The following is a 20,478-nucleotide window of genomic DNA, read 5'->3' on the forward strand; positions in this document are numbered from 1 at the left end:
GTTTTCCCATATTTTTGACAAGAAAATCCACAATTTATACATCTTACCAGCATGATTATTCCCTCCACTTAGAACACGATTTTCTAAGAAGATATAACCTTATTGAAGCCAGTAAAATCAAGGGTTTTGGGACTTTTTACCAACACATTTTGTCCACCCTCTAAGTTTATCAAAAGAACTTAAAATAGCGATGGAGCCAGTAATTTACTGGATCCATCGCCTATAAAACCAACACGTTTTGTCCTATAACCCTAATCAAAAGAGCATATATAAAAAGAGCTGGCCCTCAACGAGGCCAGCTCTTTTATTTAGATATCTCATTATTTGATTTCATTAGAAGGTGTTTCACTAGGAGCATCCACTGTAGCAGTGTTTTCTTTAGCTTCAACCACCTCTGGTACTACAATACCTGCCGCTTCTAGAGCTTCTTTAGACTCCTCAACTTCAGGGGCTTTCGTTGTACCATATTTGTAAAGATTATCTACCGCTTTTGCATCGATGGTTTCTTCCTCTAATAGAGCATTTGCCATATCATGTAAGAATTTCTCGTTATCGCTAAGAAGTTTTGTTACATCTTTATAAGCTTCTTCAACAATACGATGAATTTCAGCATCGATTTTTGCAGCAATTTCTTCACTATAGTTGCGTTCATGGCCAAGGTTTTTACCCAAGAATACTTGTTCTTGTTGTTCACCAAATACGATAGGACCAAGCTCATCGCTCATGCCCCAACGCGTTACCATGGCGCGTGCTGTATTCGTTACGCTTTGAAGGTCACCAGAAGCACCTGTACTGATTTCATCTAAAATCAAAGCCTCTGCAATTCGACCACCAAGGGCTACGCGAATATCTGCCAATAATTGAGATTTTGTTTTGTAGTTTTGTTCCTCTGTAGGAAGCATCATAGTGTAACCACCTGCTGCGCCACGAGGAATGATTGTTACCTTATGAACAGGATCTGCATGAGGCAATAAATGTGCCACGATGGCATGACCAGATTCATGGTACGCTGTTAACTTGCGGTCTTTCTCGCTCACAATATGACTGCGGCGTTCAGGACCCATGCTAACCTTTTCACTAGCTTCTTCCACTTCAGCCATAGTGATAACTTTTTTGTTAAGGCGGGCTGCCAATAAAGCCGCCTCGTTTAACAAGTTGTTCAAGTCAGCACCAGTAAAGCCTGGAGTTTTCTTAGCAATTGTTTTCAAGTCTACATCGTCAGCTAATGGCTTGTTACGAGCATGTACTTTCAAGATGGCTTCACGACCGCGTAAGTCTGGACGACCTACGATAACTTGACGGTCAAAACGACCTGGGCGCAATAGCGCTGGGTCAAGAATATCTGGGCGGTTTGTAGCGGCGATGGTAATAATACCTTCGTTGGCTCCGAAACCATCCATTTCAACGAGCAATTGGTTCAATGTTTGTTCACGTTCATCGTGACCACCACCAAGACCAGCACCACGTTGGCGACCTACTGCATCAATTTCGTCGATAAAGATGATACATGGCGCATTCTTTTTCGCTTGTGTGAAAAGATCACGCACACGAGAAGCACCAACACCTACGAACATTTCTACGAAGTCAGAACCAGAAATCGTGAAGAATGGTACCCCTGCTTCACCAGCAACGGCTTTAGCAAGCAATGTTTTACCTGTACCTGGAGGACCTGCGAGCAATACACCTTTCGGAATTTTAGCACCGATTGTTGTAAATTTACCTGGATCCTTCAAGAATTCTACTACTTCTTCTAATTCTTGTTTTGCTTCTTCAGCACCTGCTACATCTTTAAAGCTAACCTTTACGTTACCTTCACCCATCAATTTAGCACGGCTTTTACCAAAGTTCATCACTCGGCCACCGCCACCTTGTGTTTGTTGCATGATAAAGAAGAACAACACCACTAAGATGATGATAGGAATAGCAGAACCTAACAAGCTCATCCACCAAGCTGGTTGCTCAGGTGGAGCTGCTGTAATTTCTACGCCATTATCTTGTAATGTTTTAATTAATGTTTCATCACTTGGCGCATAAGAATTGAACTCTGTTCCATTTTTTAATTTACCTTTAATACCATGATCATTGGTAATCGTTACGGACTCAACCTTTTTCTGTTGTACTTGTTGAATAAATCCTGTGTAACTTAGTTCAGATTTATTCGCACTTTGACCAGAGAAAGCGTCAATGGCGATAACGAAAGCGGCAATGATAAGTAAATAAAGGACGATATTTTTTGTAAATCGACCCAAAAGATTACCCCTTTCAATAATAATTTAGTTGTATAAACGAATTGAGTACATCTCATTGAGAGATGCACTCATATATTATATCATATTTTTAATTTTGATACATTTCTTCCTTCAAAATACCAATATAAGGTAAGTGACGATATTTTTCTGCGTAGTCTAAACCATAACCGATAACAAAATAATCAGGAATAATAAAGCCTACATAGTCAACTTCTACGTCCATCTTACGGCGATCTGGTTTATTCAATAACGCTGCAAGGCGCACACTTTTAGCACCACGAGCATGTAAATTTTCTAATAAGTAATGTAATGTTGTACCCGTATCTACGATATCTTCTACAACGAGTACATGTTTACCCTCTACAGAGCGATCCAAATCTTTTAAAATTCGTACGACTCCTGTACTAGTTGTACCACTGCCATAGCTAGAGCAAGAAATAAAGTCAAAACTTACATCTACACTATCATCAATAGCGCGTGCTAAGTCTGTAAAGAAAACGACAGCTCCCTTTAATACTCCTACAAGCACTACAGATTCATTTTTATAGTCTTCACTAATTGCTTTACCCAACTCTGCTACACGAGCTTGTAATTGTTCCGCTGTATATAAAATCTCTTTTGCATCTTGATGCATCTATATGACCTCCACGATTCATATTAATGTTTGCAATATACTTTTATTGTATCACATTGAGCGGTTACTTTTATACTTTTAATAGTGAAAGTTTTCTCTTCCCCTGTGTTAACAATATCAAGTAATTGATCTTGATGAGCTGATGTCAGCGTTATATTAGGGTCTATTGTACTTACTAAACGCTGCCATAACCGACGTTGTATTGCCAACGGCTCCTGTCGCAAGGCACAGCGAGATGTCCTCACCTCATCCATATCAATAGTCACCAGCTTATCAAAAGATTGGTCCACTAAATCAGAAATGACTCGTAAGTCTTCATGCACAGAACTTCCCAATCTAACTATAGCGTCTACCACGGCTGGATTAACAGCTTCTAATTCAGGCATAATACAATGACGAATTCTATTTCGTTGGTATCGTACATCCTCGTTCGTCTTATCAATACAATAAGAAATACACTTCGCCTCTAAATACGCCAAAATATTTTCTTTAGTAACGTCTAACAGCGGTCTAACTACTGGAGTGGAATATTCAGAACTTACTATAGACATACCGGTCAAACCATTTAATCCTGACCCCCTGATGATATGTGCTAAAATCGTCTCTGCTTGATCATCTTTGTGATGAGCCACCGCAATATAATCATAGTTTTCAGACTGTGCAAGCTCCGTAAGCCATTGATAACGTACTTGTCGTCCTATAGTTTCTTCAGACTGCTTTCGTTCCTTGCACAAACGGGGCACATCAAATGTAGTGGAATAAAACGGTAATCCTAACTCTTCCACTTGATGTTGGAGCCACAACACTTCATCCTTACTTTCAGGTCGAATGCAGTGATCTACTATGGCTACACCTACCTCATATGTTGTATGTCGATGCATTGCAATATCTTGCAACAAATGCAATAGCGCCATTGAGTCAGGACCTCCGGAGCAAGCCACTAATATGCGACTATTTTCTGGAAATAGATTATGCGATTTTAAGGTGTGATTAACGGTTCGAACGAGTGCTTTCACATTCACGGGCCATCGCCTCCATACCATCTTGGTCGCTCACAAATACATGAGGTACCTCATAGGCATCCATAAAGGACGTTAAAATTTCTGCACCAGCTACGATGATATCGGCACGTCCTGCAGGTAAACCTTTTACTTGTAATCGCTCATCGCGACTCATGTAACGTAAGTTTAAAATGATGCCCTCTACTGTTTCACGACTTAATTTATGACCTTGTACCTTCGTACCATCATAGTTTTCAAGGCCTAAATCAATGGCCGCTAGCGTCGTTAACGTACCACCAATACCAATGAATTCACCAAATTCACCTTGAATCATCATGGGATCCCAAAGGAATCGAGTTTCTTCCCATACTCGTTGAGGACCTTCATCAGACATAGATTGAAGGCGTACAGCCCCTACAGGATAAGATCGGCTCCAGTAAACGCCGTCCTTATTGCCTAATGCTAGCTCTGTACTACCGCCACCGATATCGATAGTTGTATAGTGACGACCATCATTCAACTGATCTCCTAAGGTACCATTAAAGCCATAAATAGCCTCTTCATCGCCCGTGAGAATACGCCATTCCATCGGACAATGTTCGCTAATGTACTCCATAAATTCAAGGCCATTAGATGCTTCACGAACAGCGCTCGTTGCAAAACCAAAGCAGCATTCCACCCCATATTGGTCTGCTAGTTTTTTTATTTCTGTAAAAGCTTGATAGGACGCTTCCATCGATTCAGTGCGCAATGTACCATCTGAATTACGTTGGCCTAAACGAGTAGTCCACAACTGTTTCGGCTCATAGTGCCATATATTATTTTCATAAGTAGCCAATAATAAGCGTACTGAATTTGATCCAATATCAATAATAGCTAACTTCATAATTGCTCCTTACATAATTAGTATGCCTCTAACACTATTATACTGTTAAGGCCTATACATAAGTAAAGAGATGGCTCAATGCCATCTCTCACTATTAATCTCGACGACCGCCTCGGCCTCCGCGTTTACCTTCTGTATTGCGTTTTAAATCGTGTAAGCGTTCATTGCTATCGCGCAAGAATGATTTCATCTTTGCTTCAAAAGCCTCTGTGCTTTGTTTAGATTGAACACGACGAGGACGTCGCTCTTCACTTGCTGTCTCTTTAGGTTGTGTTTGACGAATAGAAAGGCCGATTTTATTGCCTTCAATAGATAAAACCTTAACCTTTACTGGATCTTCAACCTTTAATACGGTATTAATATCTTCGACATACCCATGAGCTACTTCAGAAATATGAACTAGACCTGTTTGCTTCTCTCCTAAATCAACAAATACGCCGAATTTTGTAATACCAGATACGGTACCATCAATAATGTTACCAACTTCGATTGCCATGCAACCTCCTAATTAATGCGGAAACCTCAAACTACAAACTGATGCGAATCAAAATTACTACAGTCAAACCTATTTTACATAAGGTACTTCACCAGGTTTTACAAGGCCGAGCTCCTCACGAGCCACCCCCTCAATGGTCTTTGGATCTTGTAACTTAGCCTTTTCCTGTTCTAATTCTTCATTTCGCTGTTTTAATTCTTGCAATTGTTGCTCAATATGTTGTTTTTCTTGATATACAGCCACCAAGCGATAGGCTTGCCCTAATAATAGCAGTACCATAATCCCTATACCAATTCGCTTGATCCACATGAGGATAATACGTTGATCCTGCGCTTTGCGATTAGGTCTAACCCGTTTGCGCGGCCTTTTTGGACGTTGTACTTCCATAGTGTCTTGAGTCATAATATCCCCCAAAAATATTCATCATCTGTATACTGTCATTTTTTAATTATATCACAGAACCTCGTTAGGGACTAAATAAAATTATCTATAGTTTACCTTATAACTATCATATAGTTAAAAAGGTCTTATTAGAGATAGACTTATTAGCAACAGCTACTATGGCCTTATAAAGTCTCTGCTTTATGAGCATATTCACGAATTACTGCACAAGACTTTTTAAATAAAGCTAATTCATCTTCAGCAAGCTTCAATTCAAATACATCTTCGATACCATCTTTGCCAATAACTGCTGGAGTCGATGCAAAGATTCCTTCTTCACCATATTGGCCATCTAGATAACAAGAACATGGCAACACTTTCTTTTCGTCATGAAATACAGCACGAATTAATTCTGTTGTTGCACTAGCAATGCCAAACTCTGTGGAGCCTTTACCAGCCAATACATGGTAACCACCAATTTTTACATCATCTAGCACTTGAGTATGATCAAGTGTAGGGAATCTATGAGGCAATTCTTGTTGTAATTGTACTAACGGTTTTCCTTGTACATAAACATGAGACCATGGCACCATAGCACTACCGCCATGTTCACCTAAACAATACGCTGTAATTGTACGGTTACTAATATTAAAAATGCGCGCCAATTCTTTTTGTAATCGCGCTGAATCTAAAGCTGTCCCACTGGAAATAATACGTTTTGGGTTCCAATTTAAATGTTTACATAAATAAGTAGCAACAACATCAGCAGGATTAGAAATAGAGATAATAAAACCATCAAAGCCGGACTTTTTAATTCGCGGAATAACATCCTTTAAAACCTCTACTGTATCACCAAGACTTTCTAAACGATCTTGATATAAATTTGGTAAAGGACCAGCGCTAAATACGAGAATATCACAATCCCCACAATCTTCAATAGGACCTGCAGTAGCTGTTACTTTATGAGGAATATAACTAACAGCATCATTTATATCCATTGCTTGTGCTTTAGCTTTTTTCTCGTCAATATCCATCATATATAGTTCATCTACTTCACCTTGTAGAGCAAGAGAAAATGCTACATGAGAACCTACATGTCCAGTGCCAATAATACCTACTTTACGTAACTTCATAAGGGCCTCCTACGATTCGTACTTAAAGATATACATCTTTTAATACAATTCCACTTAAACCAGCGATTACCAGTATATGAATCGACAATGTTAAGTTATATAAAAACATATTGCTTGTAAAATACATAAACTATTATATACCTATTTTCTCATAGGTATATAAGAAAATAGATTTATAACGATAAAAAAAGACTATTATAGAAAATCCTATAATAGTCCTTCTATTATATAGTTAGTCTCGTCCAGTAAAGAAGCTTACTACAGCAATAACTATAACTGCACCAACGATGGACGGAATTAATGCCATGCCTGCAAGACTTGGGCCCCAAGTACCAAGCAAAGCTTGACCTACAGAAGCCCCTACTAAACCAGCAATAACACGAAGAATAATCCCCATGCTTTGCGCCTTTTTAGTAATACGACCAGCTACAAAACCAATGAATCCGCCTACAATAATTGACCAAAGCATAATATACCTCCTATAAAGTCATCTCATCAAGATTAAGCGGGAATAAATCCTTATTCTCCATCACTTGTGGTGACTTTTCTAAATATTGTTTTCGCATTGACCATAAAATCTCTAAATCCTTTGGATCTAACTTGGACAATGCATATATCATCGTGAAATCTGAACCATAATGGCCACGCAAGCTATCAGGTACTCCTTTGGGTCCTTCTCCACCTAGACGATTATTAAAGAACCCTTGAATACGACGACTATCTAAATCAATGATAATAAACCCTGACGCATCATATACATACAATGTATGATTTATACGCTTTAAAGCTCGTACCGTATTCGTTATAAAATATTGATCCTTCATGTCAATGAGGGATGACTCATAACCTGAATGGTAAAAGTCCCCATAATAATGAGCTCCTCTATCTGTAGATTCCAACAAATCCTTGAGTACGGATTGTTCTGGCCCACTAAAATCAGAGAAAGTTTTTACCATAGTAATCTCTCGTAAACCACGTTGGTAATTCTCGGTCTTCGGTGGCTCAATATGTTGGCCACGAAAGGTAATAGGCATCAACCGAAGTGTATTATCAGCTAAATTATAAATACCATACCCTTCATAACCTAGAAAGTACACTTGTGAGTCGATAGACTTCATCGCTAATATTCGTTTTGAAATGATGGCATCACTAGAATTTACTAATGTATGCTCTTCTGGGTCTATGCGTACTGTTTTACTGTCGTAATTGCCACCTACTGCAAGCCAATAGGAGAGCCCCACTACAATTAATGCTAGTATGCATAAACCGATACGTTTTATATTCATTTATACTCCCTATGAATCCCCAGGCATAAAACGTAATAATATATTGCCATTACAGTAAGTCCCTATTAATATAATCCCAATTCTAGGTATAACTGTAAATTTTTTTAATATCTTTGTGGACTTCTATGCCAAACTTAATGTAGCTAGTCGCTCGCTAATTGAGATACCCTTATAGGTAAAAGTTGGTAACAACTCATGTAAAGGTTCTAAGACAAAGGTTCTATCCCAAAAATAAGGATGCGGTATAGTTAGAGTTTCAGCACAAATGGAAATCATAGAACCGGCTTCATCAAAAGCCAAAATAATATCTAAATCTAATGTACGTGGTCCCCAGTGAATGAGTCGTTCACGACCAGCCTCTTGTTCTAAGGACTGAAGGACACTTAACATTTCATGAGGATTCAAAGTACTTTTACAAGACCACATGCCATTAATAAATGACGCCTGATCTGTATATCCCCAAGGTTCCGTTTCTATCAAAGAAGAACTAATAACCTCTGAAACGGCCTCATGCCCTTGTAATAGGTGAAAAGCGGAATTAATATAGCCTCTTTTATCACCTATATTTGAACCTACACTGATGTAATAGGTATACATCAAATTTGACCTCTTGTAGTGACAACCTCAACATAATCTAGGATACCAGCAATAGGTACAGATGGTTTGCGCACCGTTACAGATAAGCCAACGATACCTTGATAATGTTGGTATAAAGAGTCGGCAATAAGTGCACCTAAACGCTCTAATAAATTATGTTTTTCTCCAGTCATAACAGATTCTACAAGCTCATATACTTCTACATAATTGATAGAATCCTCTAACTGGTCACTTTGACCGGCCTTTGTAAGATCCGTAGTAATTTCAACATCTACAAAAAAGCGCTGTCCTTGCGCTTGTTCAGATGTCAAATTGCCATGGTATCCATAAAATGCCATGTTTTTTAAAACGATTTTATCCATTATTCACCTCGTAATAGGCCATCTGCTACGGCCAAGGCGCGTTTGTGCATTTTCACATTATGAACACGCACCATATCAACACCTTGGAATACACCCGTAATACAAGCCGCTACCGTGCCTTCATCGCGTTCTTCTGGAGGTAAACCGCCCAACATAGAACCGATAAAACCCTTACGGCTAGGGGCAAGTAAAATAGGGTATTCATAAGCCGTTAATTCGCCTAAACGTTGCATAACTTCAATATTTTGTTCTTCTGTTTTACCAAAAAATCCGATACCTGGATCAAGCCAAATTTGTTGTGGTGTTACACCAACCTTTAAGGCTTTATCTACAGCAAAGAAGAAGTATGCCTTCATATCTTCAATGATGTCACCATAGTTTGTATCATTACTATTGTGCATGATGATTACAGGTACCTTGTATTTTGCGGCTATTGCTGCCATATCAGGATCATAGTGTAAGCCCCAAATATCATTTAAAATATGAGCGCCCTTTGAAAGTGCATAATCAGCAGTTTTAGCATGATAGGTATCGATAGATACAGGTACTGTAGATGCATGTAGTACAGGGTCTATCAATTGGGCTAAGCGTTCAATTTCTTCATCTGCTGTCAATGGTGTGCAACCAGGGCGCGTAGATTCTACGCCTAAATCAATGATATCAGCACCATCTTCAATCATTTGCGTTACATGTGCTGCTGCCGCTTCTGGAGTATTGAATTTACCACCATCAGAGAAAGAGTCAGGCGTACCATTTAGTATCCCCATAATAAGGGTACGATCGCACAAAGATAAACTTTTGCCATCATTCCATGTGTAATTTCTACGTTTAAACATTTGCCTGTCCTCCACCTAACATTGCCAACGCTTCATCTCGTAATGTGCCAGTCTCTGCTAGTACACCACGGCTTTCTAATGTAATAACCTTTGAATCTTGCTGCATGGTCCCTTTGATAAGCATACACAACTGAGTCGATGTAATGCGTACGAATACACCATGAGCAGATAAATCATTCATAATTGCATCTGCTAATTCTGATGCTAACCGCTCTTGTAGTTGCGGCCTCCGGCTAAGAATATTAACAATATCTTGAAACTTGCTAAGCCCTGCCACACACCCATCCTTAGGTTGGTACACAATATCCACGGTTCCAAAGAATGGCAACAAGTGGTGCTCACACATAGAGTAAAAAGGAATTCCTGTAACCGCTACAAGACCCTTATAATCAGTACTAAATGTTTCACCCCAGGCTGACTTTGTATCTAATCCTACGCCACTGAATAATTCACTATATAATTCTGTTACACGACTTGGTGTTTTCTCTAGCTCTGGCGCCTCAGTATCAACAGATAAAGCCGCTAAAAATTGCTTTATCCCGTCCTTTGCACGTTGATTCATCGGTCCTCCTAAACGATTTTCGTCGTCCAATCCTCAATATTCCAAATATCCGTAACCCAATCTTTATAAAATTCAGGTTCATGACTTACTAAAACGATAGTTCCTTTGAACTCACGCAAAGCACGACTCAATTCTTCTTTTGCATAAATGTCCAAGTGATTCGTTGGTTCGTCTAATACGAGTACATTGTACTTATTTTGCATCAATTTACATAAGCGAACCTTTGCATTTTCACCACCAGATAACACGCGCATTTGTGATGTAATATGCTCGTTAGTAAGGCCACAACGAGCAAGCGCTGCACGCACCTCTGCATTAGTCATTGCCGGATATTCGTTCCAAATATAGTCTAGTGCAGTTTCAGAATTGGATGGTGTATCCTCTTGAGCGAAATAGCCTATTTGTAGGAATTCACCTTTTACCAACTCACCGCTTACCGGTTTTAATAAACCTAAAATTGTTTTCAACAATGTCGTTTTACCTAAACCATTAACACCGCGAATGGCGATTTTTTTATTTCTTTCAATTTGAAAGTCTACAGGTCTAGTCAACGGTTCATCATAACCTAACTCCAGACCAAAAGCCTCTACGATAAAACGACTTGGCGTACGGCCTTCTTTAAAACCAAAACTTGGTTTAATGTACTCTTTTGGCTTTTCCAAAATTTCCATTTTCTCTAACCGTTTAGCTCGAGAATTTGCCATACCACGCGTTGCTACACGAGCCTTATTGCGTTGGATAAAGTCTTCCATGCGTTCAATTTCTTGTTGTTGACGCTCATAAGCCTTAGCCGCTTGCGCTTTTTTCACTTCATAAGCCGCTTGGAACTGATGATAGTCGCCAGTATAACGCGTTAAAACTGCTTGCTCAATATGATAAATCACGTTGACTACGGAATTTAAAAACTCCATATCATGAGAAATCAAGATGAACGCATTTTCGTAGTTTTGTAAATAATTTTGCAACCATTGGATATGCTCTACATCAAGATAATTTGTCGGTTCGTCCAAGAGCAAAATCGTTGGTTTTTCTAGTAAAAGTTTTGTAAGTAAAACCTTTGTACGCTGGCCACCGCTGAGCTCCGTAACATCTCGGTCAAGCCCAATATCCATAAGGCCCAAACCTGCAGCTGTACGCTCAATAACCGCATCAATTTCATAGAAGCCACGCTGCTCTAGAATTTCTTGCCACTCCCCTACTTGCTCGAGAAGCTTATTCATTTCATCTTCAGACACATCACCCATGCGATTGTACGCATCGTTAATGTTTTGCTCCATTACAAACAAATCATCAAAAGCTCGTTGCAATACGTCGCGAATGGTCATGCCCTTTTCAAGGACCGCATGTTGATCCAAATAACCTACAGTTACTTGGTTGGACCATTCAATTTTACCTTCATCAGGAGGTATTTTACCTGTAATGATATTTAGGAATGTAGACTTGCCTTCACCATTAGCACCAATTAACCCTACATGTTCACCTTTCAACAAGCGGAATGATGCATCATCTAAAATTTGTCGCGCTCCAAAACCATGGGTTACATTTGAAACGGTTAAAACACTCATATCTATCTCCACCGGAATAAAAGCCGTCTTGTTGAAGACGGCTTGTTTCATACTTACTTAAATATTATATCTATTGTACCTTTTTGACCTCTATATGTCAAAAATTGAACATCACTTACCCACTGTATAACGCAAGGCTACCACAGCCATAATCTTAGCGCCCTTAATCGCTTGCGCCAATCCATAGTCGGAACCTGCTGCACAAGTGAACTCTGGTGTATGAGCCTCTAAACCTAACCCAATCTGCAAAGTAGGCTGTGCTGTTGGTACTTCATAAGATACATTTCCTACATCTGTACTACCATCAGCCTCATCATCAGGCAATATACGGGGCGTTTCACCAAATTCAGTCATCACATCGTTAAAGAGATCTAATAGTTGTTTATCTTGACGCATATCCTTAAAGAGAGGCTCATAATGATGCATCTCAACACGGGCCCCATAAGATGCTCCGATCTCTTGAGCAGCCTCTTTGATAGCCGGCAAAATAATACCTTCTAAATCGTCCACCGTACTACCGCGAACAGTCATGCGAATCGTAGCCTTAGGAGTTACTACGTTTGGTGCTGTACCAGCTTCGGTAAAAATGGTCCCTACAATAGCCCCTTTAGGGAACATTTTCTTTAACTCTTTTATTTTTTGATATAAATCTACAGCACAGTCTAAGGCATTAATACCAGAATCAGTAAGTGATGCTATATGACAAGACCGTCCGTGGAAGGTAATCTCTAGGGGATGTGTTGCTAATGATGTGCCACCCACCTCACTTTCACCGCCTGGGTGAATGATTAGCGCCGCCTCATAACCCTTAAATAAACCAGCCTCTGCCATGTATACTTTACCACCAATAGTTTCCTCCGCAGGACAACCAAAGAAGGTCGTTCCCCACGCTTCAGGTGCACTTTGGCTGAAGGCAATAGCCGCCCCTAAACTCATCATAGCAATGAGATTATGTCCGCAACCATGACCGAGTTCAGGTAACGCATCATACTCTCCTAAGAATGCTATTTTATGTTTCGCATCATGGTTATGGTCACCACGTAGTGCCGTTTGTAACTCAGGATAATCTGTTAATCCTACTTGAGATGTAAAATTATGATTTTCTAAGAATTGGTAAATTATCTTAACTGCTTTATGCTCGTTTAAGCCCAATTCTGGGTTATCGTGTAAATATAAGGAGATATCGCGCAATTCCTCAGCCATACCATCTATGATGGCACAGGCACGAGCCTCTCGTTCTTGTAATGTCATAACTTCCCTTTTTAATTTCTAATTTATACTGTTTATTATTTATTCTATCTAAGGAGAATGCGTCTATTTCGTATAGGGATGAACAATTATGGTATTTGAAATATACCTAAAGTTAATCATCGCTCCTAGTGGTAATGTTTGATGCGGCGTTCCATGACCTGTTGGTACATAGCATACAAAAGGTTCTGGTAATTCAGGGTCTCTATTTTCCTCCATGTAGCGTAACGCTTCATAGCCTAAATCGTAATCACGCTCATCATCGTCGCCTTCACAATCTGTAAAAGTACCAATCACTAAACCTTTAATACGACTCAATAAACCACTGAGGCGAAATTGTTGCAACATACGATCTAACTTATAAGGTGCCTCTCCTACATCTTCAATGAATAGTAATGTATCCTCCCAAGATGCATCCTCTAAAAAATACGGTGTTCCCGACAACATAGATAACATCGTCATATTGCCGCCCCTCAAAATACCTTCACCTAGCTCAGTACCAATAGCACCACGAGGCGGTTCAGGTAAGGGTTCTACGACTTGTAATTTACCTTCTAAAGTATTAAATAAAGCATCAATATCTGCTTTGCGTTCAGGCTTAAAATCTACGCCCATCGGCCCGTGATAGGTAATGAGTCGGCTATATCGATTGATCGCCATGTGAAGTGCTGTACAATCACTATACCCAATAAAAGCCTTTCCATGCTTACGGATTGCTGTATAATCTAATAAATCTAGATAACGCATTGTTCCGTAACCACCGCGCAAAGCCAGTACAGCCTCACAAGGTGCGGTGGTCATCATATATTGAAACTCTCGGGCTTGCTCCTCTGGTGTACCGCCATACAAGCCTTTGCGATGTGCACTTTCACCAAAGAGTACTTTATAGCCCCTTAGGTTACAAATTTCTTCTATTCTATGTAAATCTTCATCGCTTGCACTGGCAGGTGCCATAATACCTATGGTCATGCCCGGTGCTAAGCGCTTTGGTTCAATCCAGTTCATATGTCCTCATAAAATACAACAAAAGACGTACACATAGTGTACGTCTTAAGTGTATCTTATTTGTATGCTTTTTTAAAGTCAACAAGGCCCAATGTAGTCCAGAAATAATTTTGAATACTTCCATTTGTTACATATGGTTGTGTTGTGAAATACAATGGCATTACTAGAGATTCATCAAAAATCATCTGTTCTGCTTTATGCATCAACGCATCCCGTTCAGCCCCATTTGGTGTCGTACGAATACGAGCGATTAACTCGTTATAATCATCACTATGGTACTGACTATCATTGTCTTCAGCAGAGAATACTTCTAAGAAGTTTTGTGGATCACTGTAATCCGCAACCCAAGAAGCACGAGCAACTTGATATTTACCAGCTTCGCGGTCGGCTAAAAATACCTTTGTCTCTTGATTTTGTAAGCGCACATCTGCACCAAACGCATTGACCCAAGCATCTTGGACAGCTTCGGCAATCGCTTTATGTAATTCACTTGTATTATACAAAATCGTAATTGGAGGCAATGGATGATTTTTATCATAGCCAGCATTTTTCAAGATTTCTTTAGCTTGTTCTACATCTTCATAAACGAGATAGCTACCCGCTTCACGGAAGTCTTCACGTCCATTACTTTCAAGCATGCCGTAAGGAACAAAGGCATAGGCCGCCTCTTTACCACCGCGAACAATATTGTTAACGATGTTAGCACGGTTGATAACCATGGAGAAAGCTTTACGTACCTCAGGATCTGTGAACGGTTCTGCTTTCACATTGAATACGTAATAATAGTTACCAAGCATAGGTCCAATATGTAATAGACCTGCCTCTTCTAAGCGTTTTTGGTCCGCTACAGGAGGCTCAACCGTCATATCTGCTTCGCCACCTTCAACCAATGTAAGGCGTGTACTTTGGGATTCACTAATAGGCCAATTCATTTTCTCTGTTTTTACAGAATCTGCATCCCAATAGTTAGGATTCTTAATGAAATCCATTTCTCCATTATGCTTCCAGGATAGTAAGCGGTATGGACCATTAGATACAAATGTATCTGCATTGGCAGCCCAGTTTTCATGAGCCTCTACAGTTTTTTGACTCACTGGATAATAGCTATGAGAAGCTAGTAATTTTAAGAAATACGCTGTTGGATTCTCTAAGGTAACTACTAATGTATCATCATCAGTGGCCTTAACGCCAACATCATCAGCTGTAGCGTCACCATTATTAAAGGCTTCGCCATTTTTTAATACATATAACATATATGCATTGTCCGCATGGACTTCAGGGTCTAATACGCGTTTCCACGCGTATTCAAAGTCATGAGCCGTCAAAGGCTCTCCATTAGACCATTTCAAATCAGGTCGTAAATGGAAGGTATACTCGCGACCATCATCAGAAATATCCCAGCTTTTAGCAAGTGCTGCCTCTGGTTCACTTTCATCATTTAAACGAACTAAACCGTCAAATAATTGAAGTTGAACTGTAGCCTCCGGAGAGGTAGTAGACTTTGCTGGATCCAATGTGGATGGTTCCTGCTCAATAACATATCGAATGGTATGCTCATCAATTGGTTGTTCCCCGCGAGGATAACCAAATACAAATAAGAGCACACTCACCCCAAGAGCAAGGACCATGAGTTTTAACAAATTTCGTTTATCCATCATGGCAATGCTTCCTCTACAAATTCTTTCATGATACGCCCTACTTGAGCGCCTAACTCTTTACCTCGGTCATTATCGATATCGCTCATCAAGAGGATAAAGCAGAAATGACCTCTAAATGTTTCTAATACGCCCCCATCGTGCTCTACCCGATCAAGGGATCCTGTTTTATGGTGAAAGCGGGTATCTTCACCCCAATAAAATGGCAAGATATCACGGAATTGTTGGCGACCTAAAATATTCCACATTTCTCGGCCATAAGCATCTCTATCACGACATTCAAAAATGTGTTTATACAGACGAGCCAATGACAATGCAGTCAAATGGTTATCACGGCCTTCTGCTAGAGCGTCAAAGTCCATCATCATACGATTGAGTTCTATTTCATCTACACCAATCTGTTCTGCACGAGCATTGATATTCTCCATGCCTAGAACAGTAATGAGTAAATTTGTCGCCATATTATCGCTAAGAACCATCATAAGACGACATAACTCAAGATACGTAAAGCTATGCTTTGCTACTAGTTCTTGTAATGCACCACCGCCTTCAACACGCGGTGTTCTAGATAGAGGAACAGTATCATTAAGATCCAACTGCTCTGTACGAGCTAAATGGAATACATACTCCATAATGAGTACCTTAATCAAACTTGCACTAGAGTGTACCGTATCTTCCCCTTTAGAAGCAATAATAGTCGGCTCCTCTTCATCGTCAAATTGAAGTACTACATAGGATATATTCCCCTTTGGTGCTAATTCTTTTATCACTGTATCGAGTTGATGTTCTAAGGACTTGCCAACAAGTAACTTTTCCATACTATTCTCCCATTATATGTGCCAGCATGCGATGCGGCGATCTGCCCAATCACGAAGAGGCGGACGTTCAGTAAAGCAACGACCTTCTGCCTCTGGGCATCGACCACTAAACAAACAACCTTTTGGTGGATTTAGTGGGTTTGGTGGGTCCCCTTTAAGCGGTGCTCCAATGGGAGCATGCGGTATAACAGGACCGTTTAAGGCGGTCAAAGCACGAGTATACGGATGTTGTGGGAATTCATATAAATCCAATGCTGGACCTTCTTCCATAACAGCCCCTAAATACATAACTACCATGCGATGACTGATGTAGCGCACCATATTTAAATCATGAGAAATAAAGAGGTACGAAATACCATGTTGTTCTTGTAATCTCTCAAGCAAGGTCATAATTTGTACTTGAATGGATACATCTAGTGCTGAAATCGGTTCATCACAGATGATACACTGTGGCTGCATAATGAGAGCCCGTGCAATACCGATACGTTGACGTTGGCCACCTGACAATTCATGAGCATAACGCTCACCAAAGGACATGTTCAAACCAACTTGATCAAGCACTTCTTTTACACGAATAACACGATCGCGAGGTGTATATTTTGGATCTAGCTCCAATGGTTCCTCTAGAATCGCATTAACTGTAAGACGTGGATTAAGAGATGCATAAGGGTTTTGGAATACCATTTGCATCACCGGATGAACAGCTTTTCGTTCCACATACGGATCAATCTGACGACCGTTCATATAAATAGAACCTGATGTAGCTTGATGTAAGCCCATCAAAGTGTAGCCAAATGTGGATTTACCACATCCAGACTCACCTACGATACCAAGGGTCTCCCCTGGTGATTGATATAGGCTCACGCCTTGTACAGCATGTACCGTGTGTTTTGGCTTAAATAAGCCTCCTGACAGAGTGAACTCTTTAACGAGATTGTCAGTTTCCCATACGTAACTCATTAAAGTCCCTCCAACTTAGCTAACCAACATGTAAATTGATGATTCTCACCAACATTTGTAACCATAGGAATCCGATTACCACAGATACGCATAGCCCACTTGCACCGTGGATTAAATGCACAGCCTCTCGGCAAATCAAACAAATCTGGCGGTTGACCTTCAACGGCTTTTAACTCACCATGCCATTTACCTTGTGGCAGAGCGAGCAACAACCCTAATGTATACGGATGGCGAGGTTCATTAAAGATGCCCTCCACTGTAGCAGATTCAACACATTTACCAGCATACATAACCATAACGCGGTCGCAAATTTGAGCGATAACGCGTAAATTATGAGAAATAAAAATAATCCCAATACCAGCCTCTACAGCTAATGTTTGCATAAGGCGTAAGATTTGAGCCTCTGTTGTAATATCTAGAGCTGTTGTCGGTTCATCACAAATCAAAACCTTTGGACGACCTGCCACAGCCATGGCGATACAAACGCGTTGGCGCATACCACCACTCAATTCATGAGGATATTGAGATAATCGTCTTTCCGGTGTTGAAAGGCCCATCTTCTTTAACAAGTCGATGGCGATAGCTCGTTCATCATAATCCTCACCATATGCATTGGTACGATGGATAACCTCATACATTTGCTCCCCAATCGTCATGATTGGATTCAAAGATGTCATAGGATCTTGGAATACCATAGCAACAGTAGTACCACGGAGTTCATTCCAGTCATCTTCAGTAAATTCAAGGCAATCATTGCCATCAATCATAAATGTATCGGCTTTGATTTTTGTTTTACCATATGGTAGTAATCCCATTAATGAATTAACTAGCACTGATTTACCACAGCCAGATTCACCAACAATACCTAAAATCTCACCTGGTTGTAAGGAGATATCTTGATTGCGAATAACCCGTAAAGGGCCTTGGAAGGTATCGATGGTAATGGACACATTGCGCACATCAACAATTGCGTTATTCATTATCTATCTCCTTCCTTAGGGTCTAATACATTACGTAAGCCATCGCCAAGGAATGCGAAACCAAGCATGGTAACACTAATGGCAACAGCAGGGAAAATCAATTGGAACGGATAAGAGCGCATGCTACTAATCCCTTCAGAAGCGAGTACACCCCAGCTCGCCATAGGTGCATTTACACCTAAGCCGATAAAACTAAGGAATGCTTCTGTAAAAATAGCCTCTGGGATGGCCAATGTCAAAGTAATAATGATTGGACCTACACAGTTTGGCAAAATATGACGCAATAAAATGCGATATTTTGGAATGCCCATCGCTTCAGCAGCAATGATATATTCTTCGTTTTTAACTTTCAAAATTTGACTACGTACGATACGGGCCATATTCAGCCAGTACGCAATGCCCAATGCTACGAAAATAGATGTTAAGCCAGGGCCAAGTACAACCATCAACAAAATTACATACAGTAAAAGTGGAATACCGTACAATACATCTACCAGCCCCATCATGATGCGGTCAACCTTACCACCAAGGTAACCTGCAATACCGCCATAGGTAACGCCGATAACAAGATTGATAAATGCTGCTACAAAACCGATGGTTAAGGAAATACGAGCACCGTACATAACGCGAGTGTAAATGTCGCGACCTAATGTATCGGTACCAAACCAATGACTAAAGCTTGGGCTTTGGTTCGCATCAATCAAGGATTGGTCCGCATAGGTATACGGCGAAATTAGGGGTCCTAAAATAGCTAATACAATCATCACCAAAATGATGGTTGCCCCTACTACGGCCAAGCGATTCACCTTAAATCTCGCCCATTTACTAGGACGTTTTATAAAGCTTGTAATTTCTTCTTGAGGAGTTCGTTCAATAGGTAAAAAATCTTCCTTATTCATCTGTCCCCTCCTCTGTCGTAACACGTGGATCAATTAATGGATAAATCATATCCACCAAAATATTAAGAAATACTACAAGCGCACTATAGAAAATCGTAATGCCCAGGATAACCGTATAGTCACGGTTATAAATGGATGTTACGAAATACTGTCCAAGGCCCGGAATAGCAAAGATTGTTTCTACGATAAAGCTGCCTGTCAAAAGGCTAGCAGCCAATGGTCCCAAGTACGTAATAACTGGCAAAATTGCATTCCCTAATGCATGACGTGTCAAAATAGTCCAAGAACCCAAACCTTTGGCACGAGCTGTACGGATATATTCTTGTTGGTACACATCAAGCAACCCACTGCGCGTTAAGCGTGCAATGAATGCCATCGGTTGTGCTGCTAAGGTTAATACGGGTAGTACCATATAAGATGGACCACGCCATAAGGCCACTGGGAACCAGCCCAGTTCAAAGCCCACTACATATACCAGAACAGCACCAATAATAAATGTAGGTACGGAAATGCCAATGGTGGATAATACGGTAACCGCATAATCAACGATACCATTAGGGCGCATAGCACTAATAGCACCTGCTGCAATGCCACCTACTACAGCCACCATTAATGATAATAAACCGAGTTGAGCAGAAATTGGGAATGCATCACTGATAATATCGTTTACACTACGGCCTTCATACTTATATGATGGTCCCAAATCACCGGTAATAACACCACCTAAATAATCACCATACTGTTTCCATACAGGATCATCAAGATGATACTTTGCTTCAATACTTGCTTTCACCTGAGGTGGTAATTTCTTCTCAGTTGTAAAAGGTCCCCCCGGAATTGCATGCATTAATGCAAATGTTACGGTAATGATGACCCATAAGATTATGATTGCGCCACCTAGACGTCGAAATACATACCTTGTCAT

22 protein-coding genes are annotated in these 20,478 nt (G+C 40.3%); all 22 read right to left on the reverse strand.

Annotated features, from left to right (window positions below):
* Positions 1–320: 320 nt before the first annotated feature.
* The 22 genes from ftsH to MOQ65_RS09170 all read right to left on the reverse strand — a co-directional run bounded on the left by ftsH (position 321) and on the right by MOQ65_RS09170 (position 20,478).
* Complete coding sequence (gene ftsH / locus MOQ65_RS09065) at positions 321–2,249, reverse strand: ATP-dependent zinc metalloprotease FtsH (protein ID WP_005387235.1); 1,929 nt, start codon at positions 2,247–2,249, stop codon at positions 321–323.
* A gap of 88 nt (positions 2,250–2,337) precedes the next feature.
* A complete protein-coding gene (hpt, locus tag MOQ65_RS09070) occupies positions 2,338–2,883 on the reverse strand; it encodes a hypoxanthine phosphoribosyltransferase (RefSeq protein ID WP_257847344.1) in 546 nt (181 codons plus the stop codon).
* A 23-nt stretch (positions 2,884–2,906) separates the two neighbouring features.
* Positions 2,907–3,905 carry a tRNA lysidine(34) synthetase TilS gene (tilS, locus tag MOQ65_RS09075; RefSeq protein ID WP_257847345.1) on the reverse strand — a complete coding sequence of 333 codons (999 nt, stop codon included), beginning with the start codon at positions 3,903–3,905 and terminating at the stop codon, positions 2,907–2,909.
* The gene (locus MOQ65_RS09080) at positions 3,874–4,770 is read right to left on the reverse strand and encodes a Ppx/GppA phosphatase family protein (RefSeq protein ID WP_257847346.1); all 897 of its coding nucleotides are present in this window, start codon (positions 4,768–4,770) and stop codon (positions 3,874–3,876) included. The genes tilS and MOQ65_RS09080 overlap by 32 nt, the downstream gene beginning before the upstream one ends.
* A 94-nt stretch (positions 4,771–4,864) precedes the next feature.
* Complete coding sequence (locus MOQ65_RS09085; protein WP_005387231.1) at positions 4,865–5,266, reverse strand: S1 RNA-binding domain-containing protein; 402 nt, start codon at positions 5,264–5,266, stop codon at positions 4,865–4,867.
* A gap of 69 nt (positions 5,267–5,335) precedes the next feature.
* On the reverse strand, positions 5,336–5,668 hold the full coding sequence (locus tag MOQ65_RS09090; RefSeq protein ID WP_043006286.1) for an FtsB family cell division protein: 333 nt from the start codon (positions 5,666–5,668) through the stop codon (positions 5,336–5,338).
* Positions 5,669–5,832: 164 nt separating this feature from the next.
* Positions 5,833–6,780, reverse strand: coding sequence for an L-lactate dehydrogenase (locus MOQ65_RS09095; RefSeq protein ID WP_257847347.1), 948 nt, complete (start codon positions 6,778–6,780; stop codon positions 5,833–5,835).
* A gap of 232 nt (positions 6,781–7,012) precedes the next feature.
* Complete coding sequence (locus MOQ65_RS09100) at positions 7,013–7,249, reverse strand: GlsB/YeaQ/YmgE family stress response membrane protein (protein WP_005387228.1); 237 nt, start codon at positions 7,247–7,249, stop codon at positions 7,013–7,015.
* Between the two features lie 10 nt (positions 7,250–7,259).
* Positions 7,260–8,066, reverse strand: coding sequence for a hypothetical protein (locus tag MOQ65_RS09105; protein WP_005387227.1), 807 nt, complete (start codon positions 8,064–8,066; stop codon positions 7,260–7,262).
* Positions 8,067–8,189: 123 nt separating this feature from the next.
* Entirely contained in the window at positions 8,190–8,663 is a 474-nt protein-coding gene (gene folK, locus MOQ65_RS09110; RefSeq protein WP_105086150.1) for a 2-amino-4-hydroxy-6-hydroxymethyldihydropteridine diphosphokinase, read from the reverse strand.
* Positions 8,663–9,025, reverse strand: a complete 363-nt coding sequence (gene folB / locus MOQ65_RS09115) for a dihydroneopterin aldolase (protein WP_105086149.1) — start codon at positions 9,023–9,025, stop codon at positions 8,663–8,665. The genes folK and folB overlap by 1 nt, the downstream gene beginning before the upstream one ends.
* Positions 9,025–9,861, reverse strand: coding sequence for a dihydropteroate synthase (folP, locus tag MOQ65_RS09120; protein ID WP_105086148.1), 837 nt, complete (start codon positions 9,859–9,861; stop codon positions 9,025–9,027). The genes folB and folP overlap by 1 nt, the downstream gene beginning before the upstream one ends.
* Entirely contained in the window at positions 9,854–10,423 is a 570-nt protein-coding gene (gene folE, locus MOQ65_RS09125) for a GTP cyclohydrolase I (protein WP_005387220.1), read from the reverse strand. The genes folP and folE overlap by 8 nt, the downstream gene beginning before the upstream one ends.
* A gap of 8 nt (positions 10,424–10,431) precedes the next feature.
* The gene (locus tag MOQ65_RS09130) at positions 10,432–11,988 is read right to left on the reverse strand and encodes an ABC-F family ATP-binding cassette domain-containing protein (RefSeq protein ID WP_119206318.1); all 1,557 of its coding nucleotides are present in this window, start codon (positions 11,986–11,988) and stop codon (positions 10,432–10,434) included.
* Positions 11,989–12,099: 111 nt separating this feature from the next.
* Positions 12,100–13,239 (reverse strand): amidohydrolase, encoded by a 1,140-nt coding sequence (locus tag MOQ65_RS09135; RefSeq protein ID WP_257847348.1) that lies wholly within the window; start codon positions 13,237–13,239, stop codon positions 12,100–12,102.
* A gap of 63 nt (positions 13,240–13,302) precedes the next feature.
* Positions 13,303–14,241 carry a S66 peptidase family protein gene (locus MOQ65_RS09140; RefSeq protein WP_257847349.1) on the reverse strand — a complete coding sequence of 313 codons (939 nt, stop codon included), beginning with the start codon at positions 14,239–14,241 and terminating at the stop codon, positions 13,303–13,305.
* A gap of 56 nt (positions 14,242–14,297) precedes the next feature.
* Entirely contained in the window at positions 14,298–15,899 is a 1,602-nt protein-coding gene (locus MOQ65_RS09145) for a peptide ABC transporter substrate-binding protein (RefSeq protein ID WP_257847350.1), read from the reverse strand.
* Positions 15,896–16,714 carry a serine hydrolase gene (locus MOQ65_RS09150; RefSeq protein ID WP_257847351.1) on the reverse strand — a complete coding sequence of 273 codons (819 nt, stop codon included), beginning with the start codon at positions 16,712–16,714 and terminating at the stop codon, positions 15,896–15,898. The genes MOQ65_RS09145 and MOQ65_RS09150 overlap by 4 nt, the downstream gene beginning before the upstream one ends.
* 12 nt (positions 16,715–16,726) lie before the next feature.
* Positions 16,727–17,674, reverse strand: coding sequence for an ABC transporter ATP-binding protein (locus tag MOQ65_RS09155; RefSeq protein ID WP_213467145.1), 948 nt, complete (start codon positions 17,672–17,674; stop codon positions 16,727–16,729).
* Positions 17,674–18,654: an ABC transporter ATP-binding protein gene (locus MOQ65_RS09160; protein WP_105090272.1), complete on the reverse strand. Its 981-nt coding sequence runs from the start codon at positions 18,652–18,654 to the stop codon at positions 17,674–17,676. Before MOQ65_RS09160 ends, MOQ65_RS09155 begins: the two co-directional genes overlap by 1 nt.
* Positions 18,654–19,553 carry an ABC transporter permease gene (locus MOQ65_RS09165; protein WP_024066371.1) on the reverse strand — a complete coding sequence of 300 codons (900 nt, stop codon included), beginning with the start codon at positions 19,551–19,553 and terminating at the stop codon, positions 18,654–18,656. Before MOQ65_RS09165 ends, MOQ65_RS09160 begins: the two co-directional genes overlap by 1 nt.
* Positions 19,546–20,478 carry an ABC transporter permease gene (locus MOQ65_RS09170; RefSeq protein WP_105094737.1) on the reverse strand — a complete coding sequence of 311 codons (933 nt, stop codon included), beginning with the start codon at positions 20,476–20,478 and terminating at the stop codon, positions 19,546–19,548. The genes MOQ65_RS09165 and MOQ65_RS09170 overlap by 8 nt, the downstream gene beginning before the upstream one ends.

It is taken from the genome of Veillonella faecalis (genome assembly GCF_024677885.1).
Classification (GTDB): domain Bacteria; phylum Bacillota; class Negativicutes; order Veillonellales; family Veillonellaceae; genus Veillonella; species Veillonella nakazawae.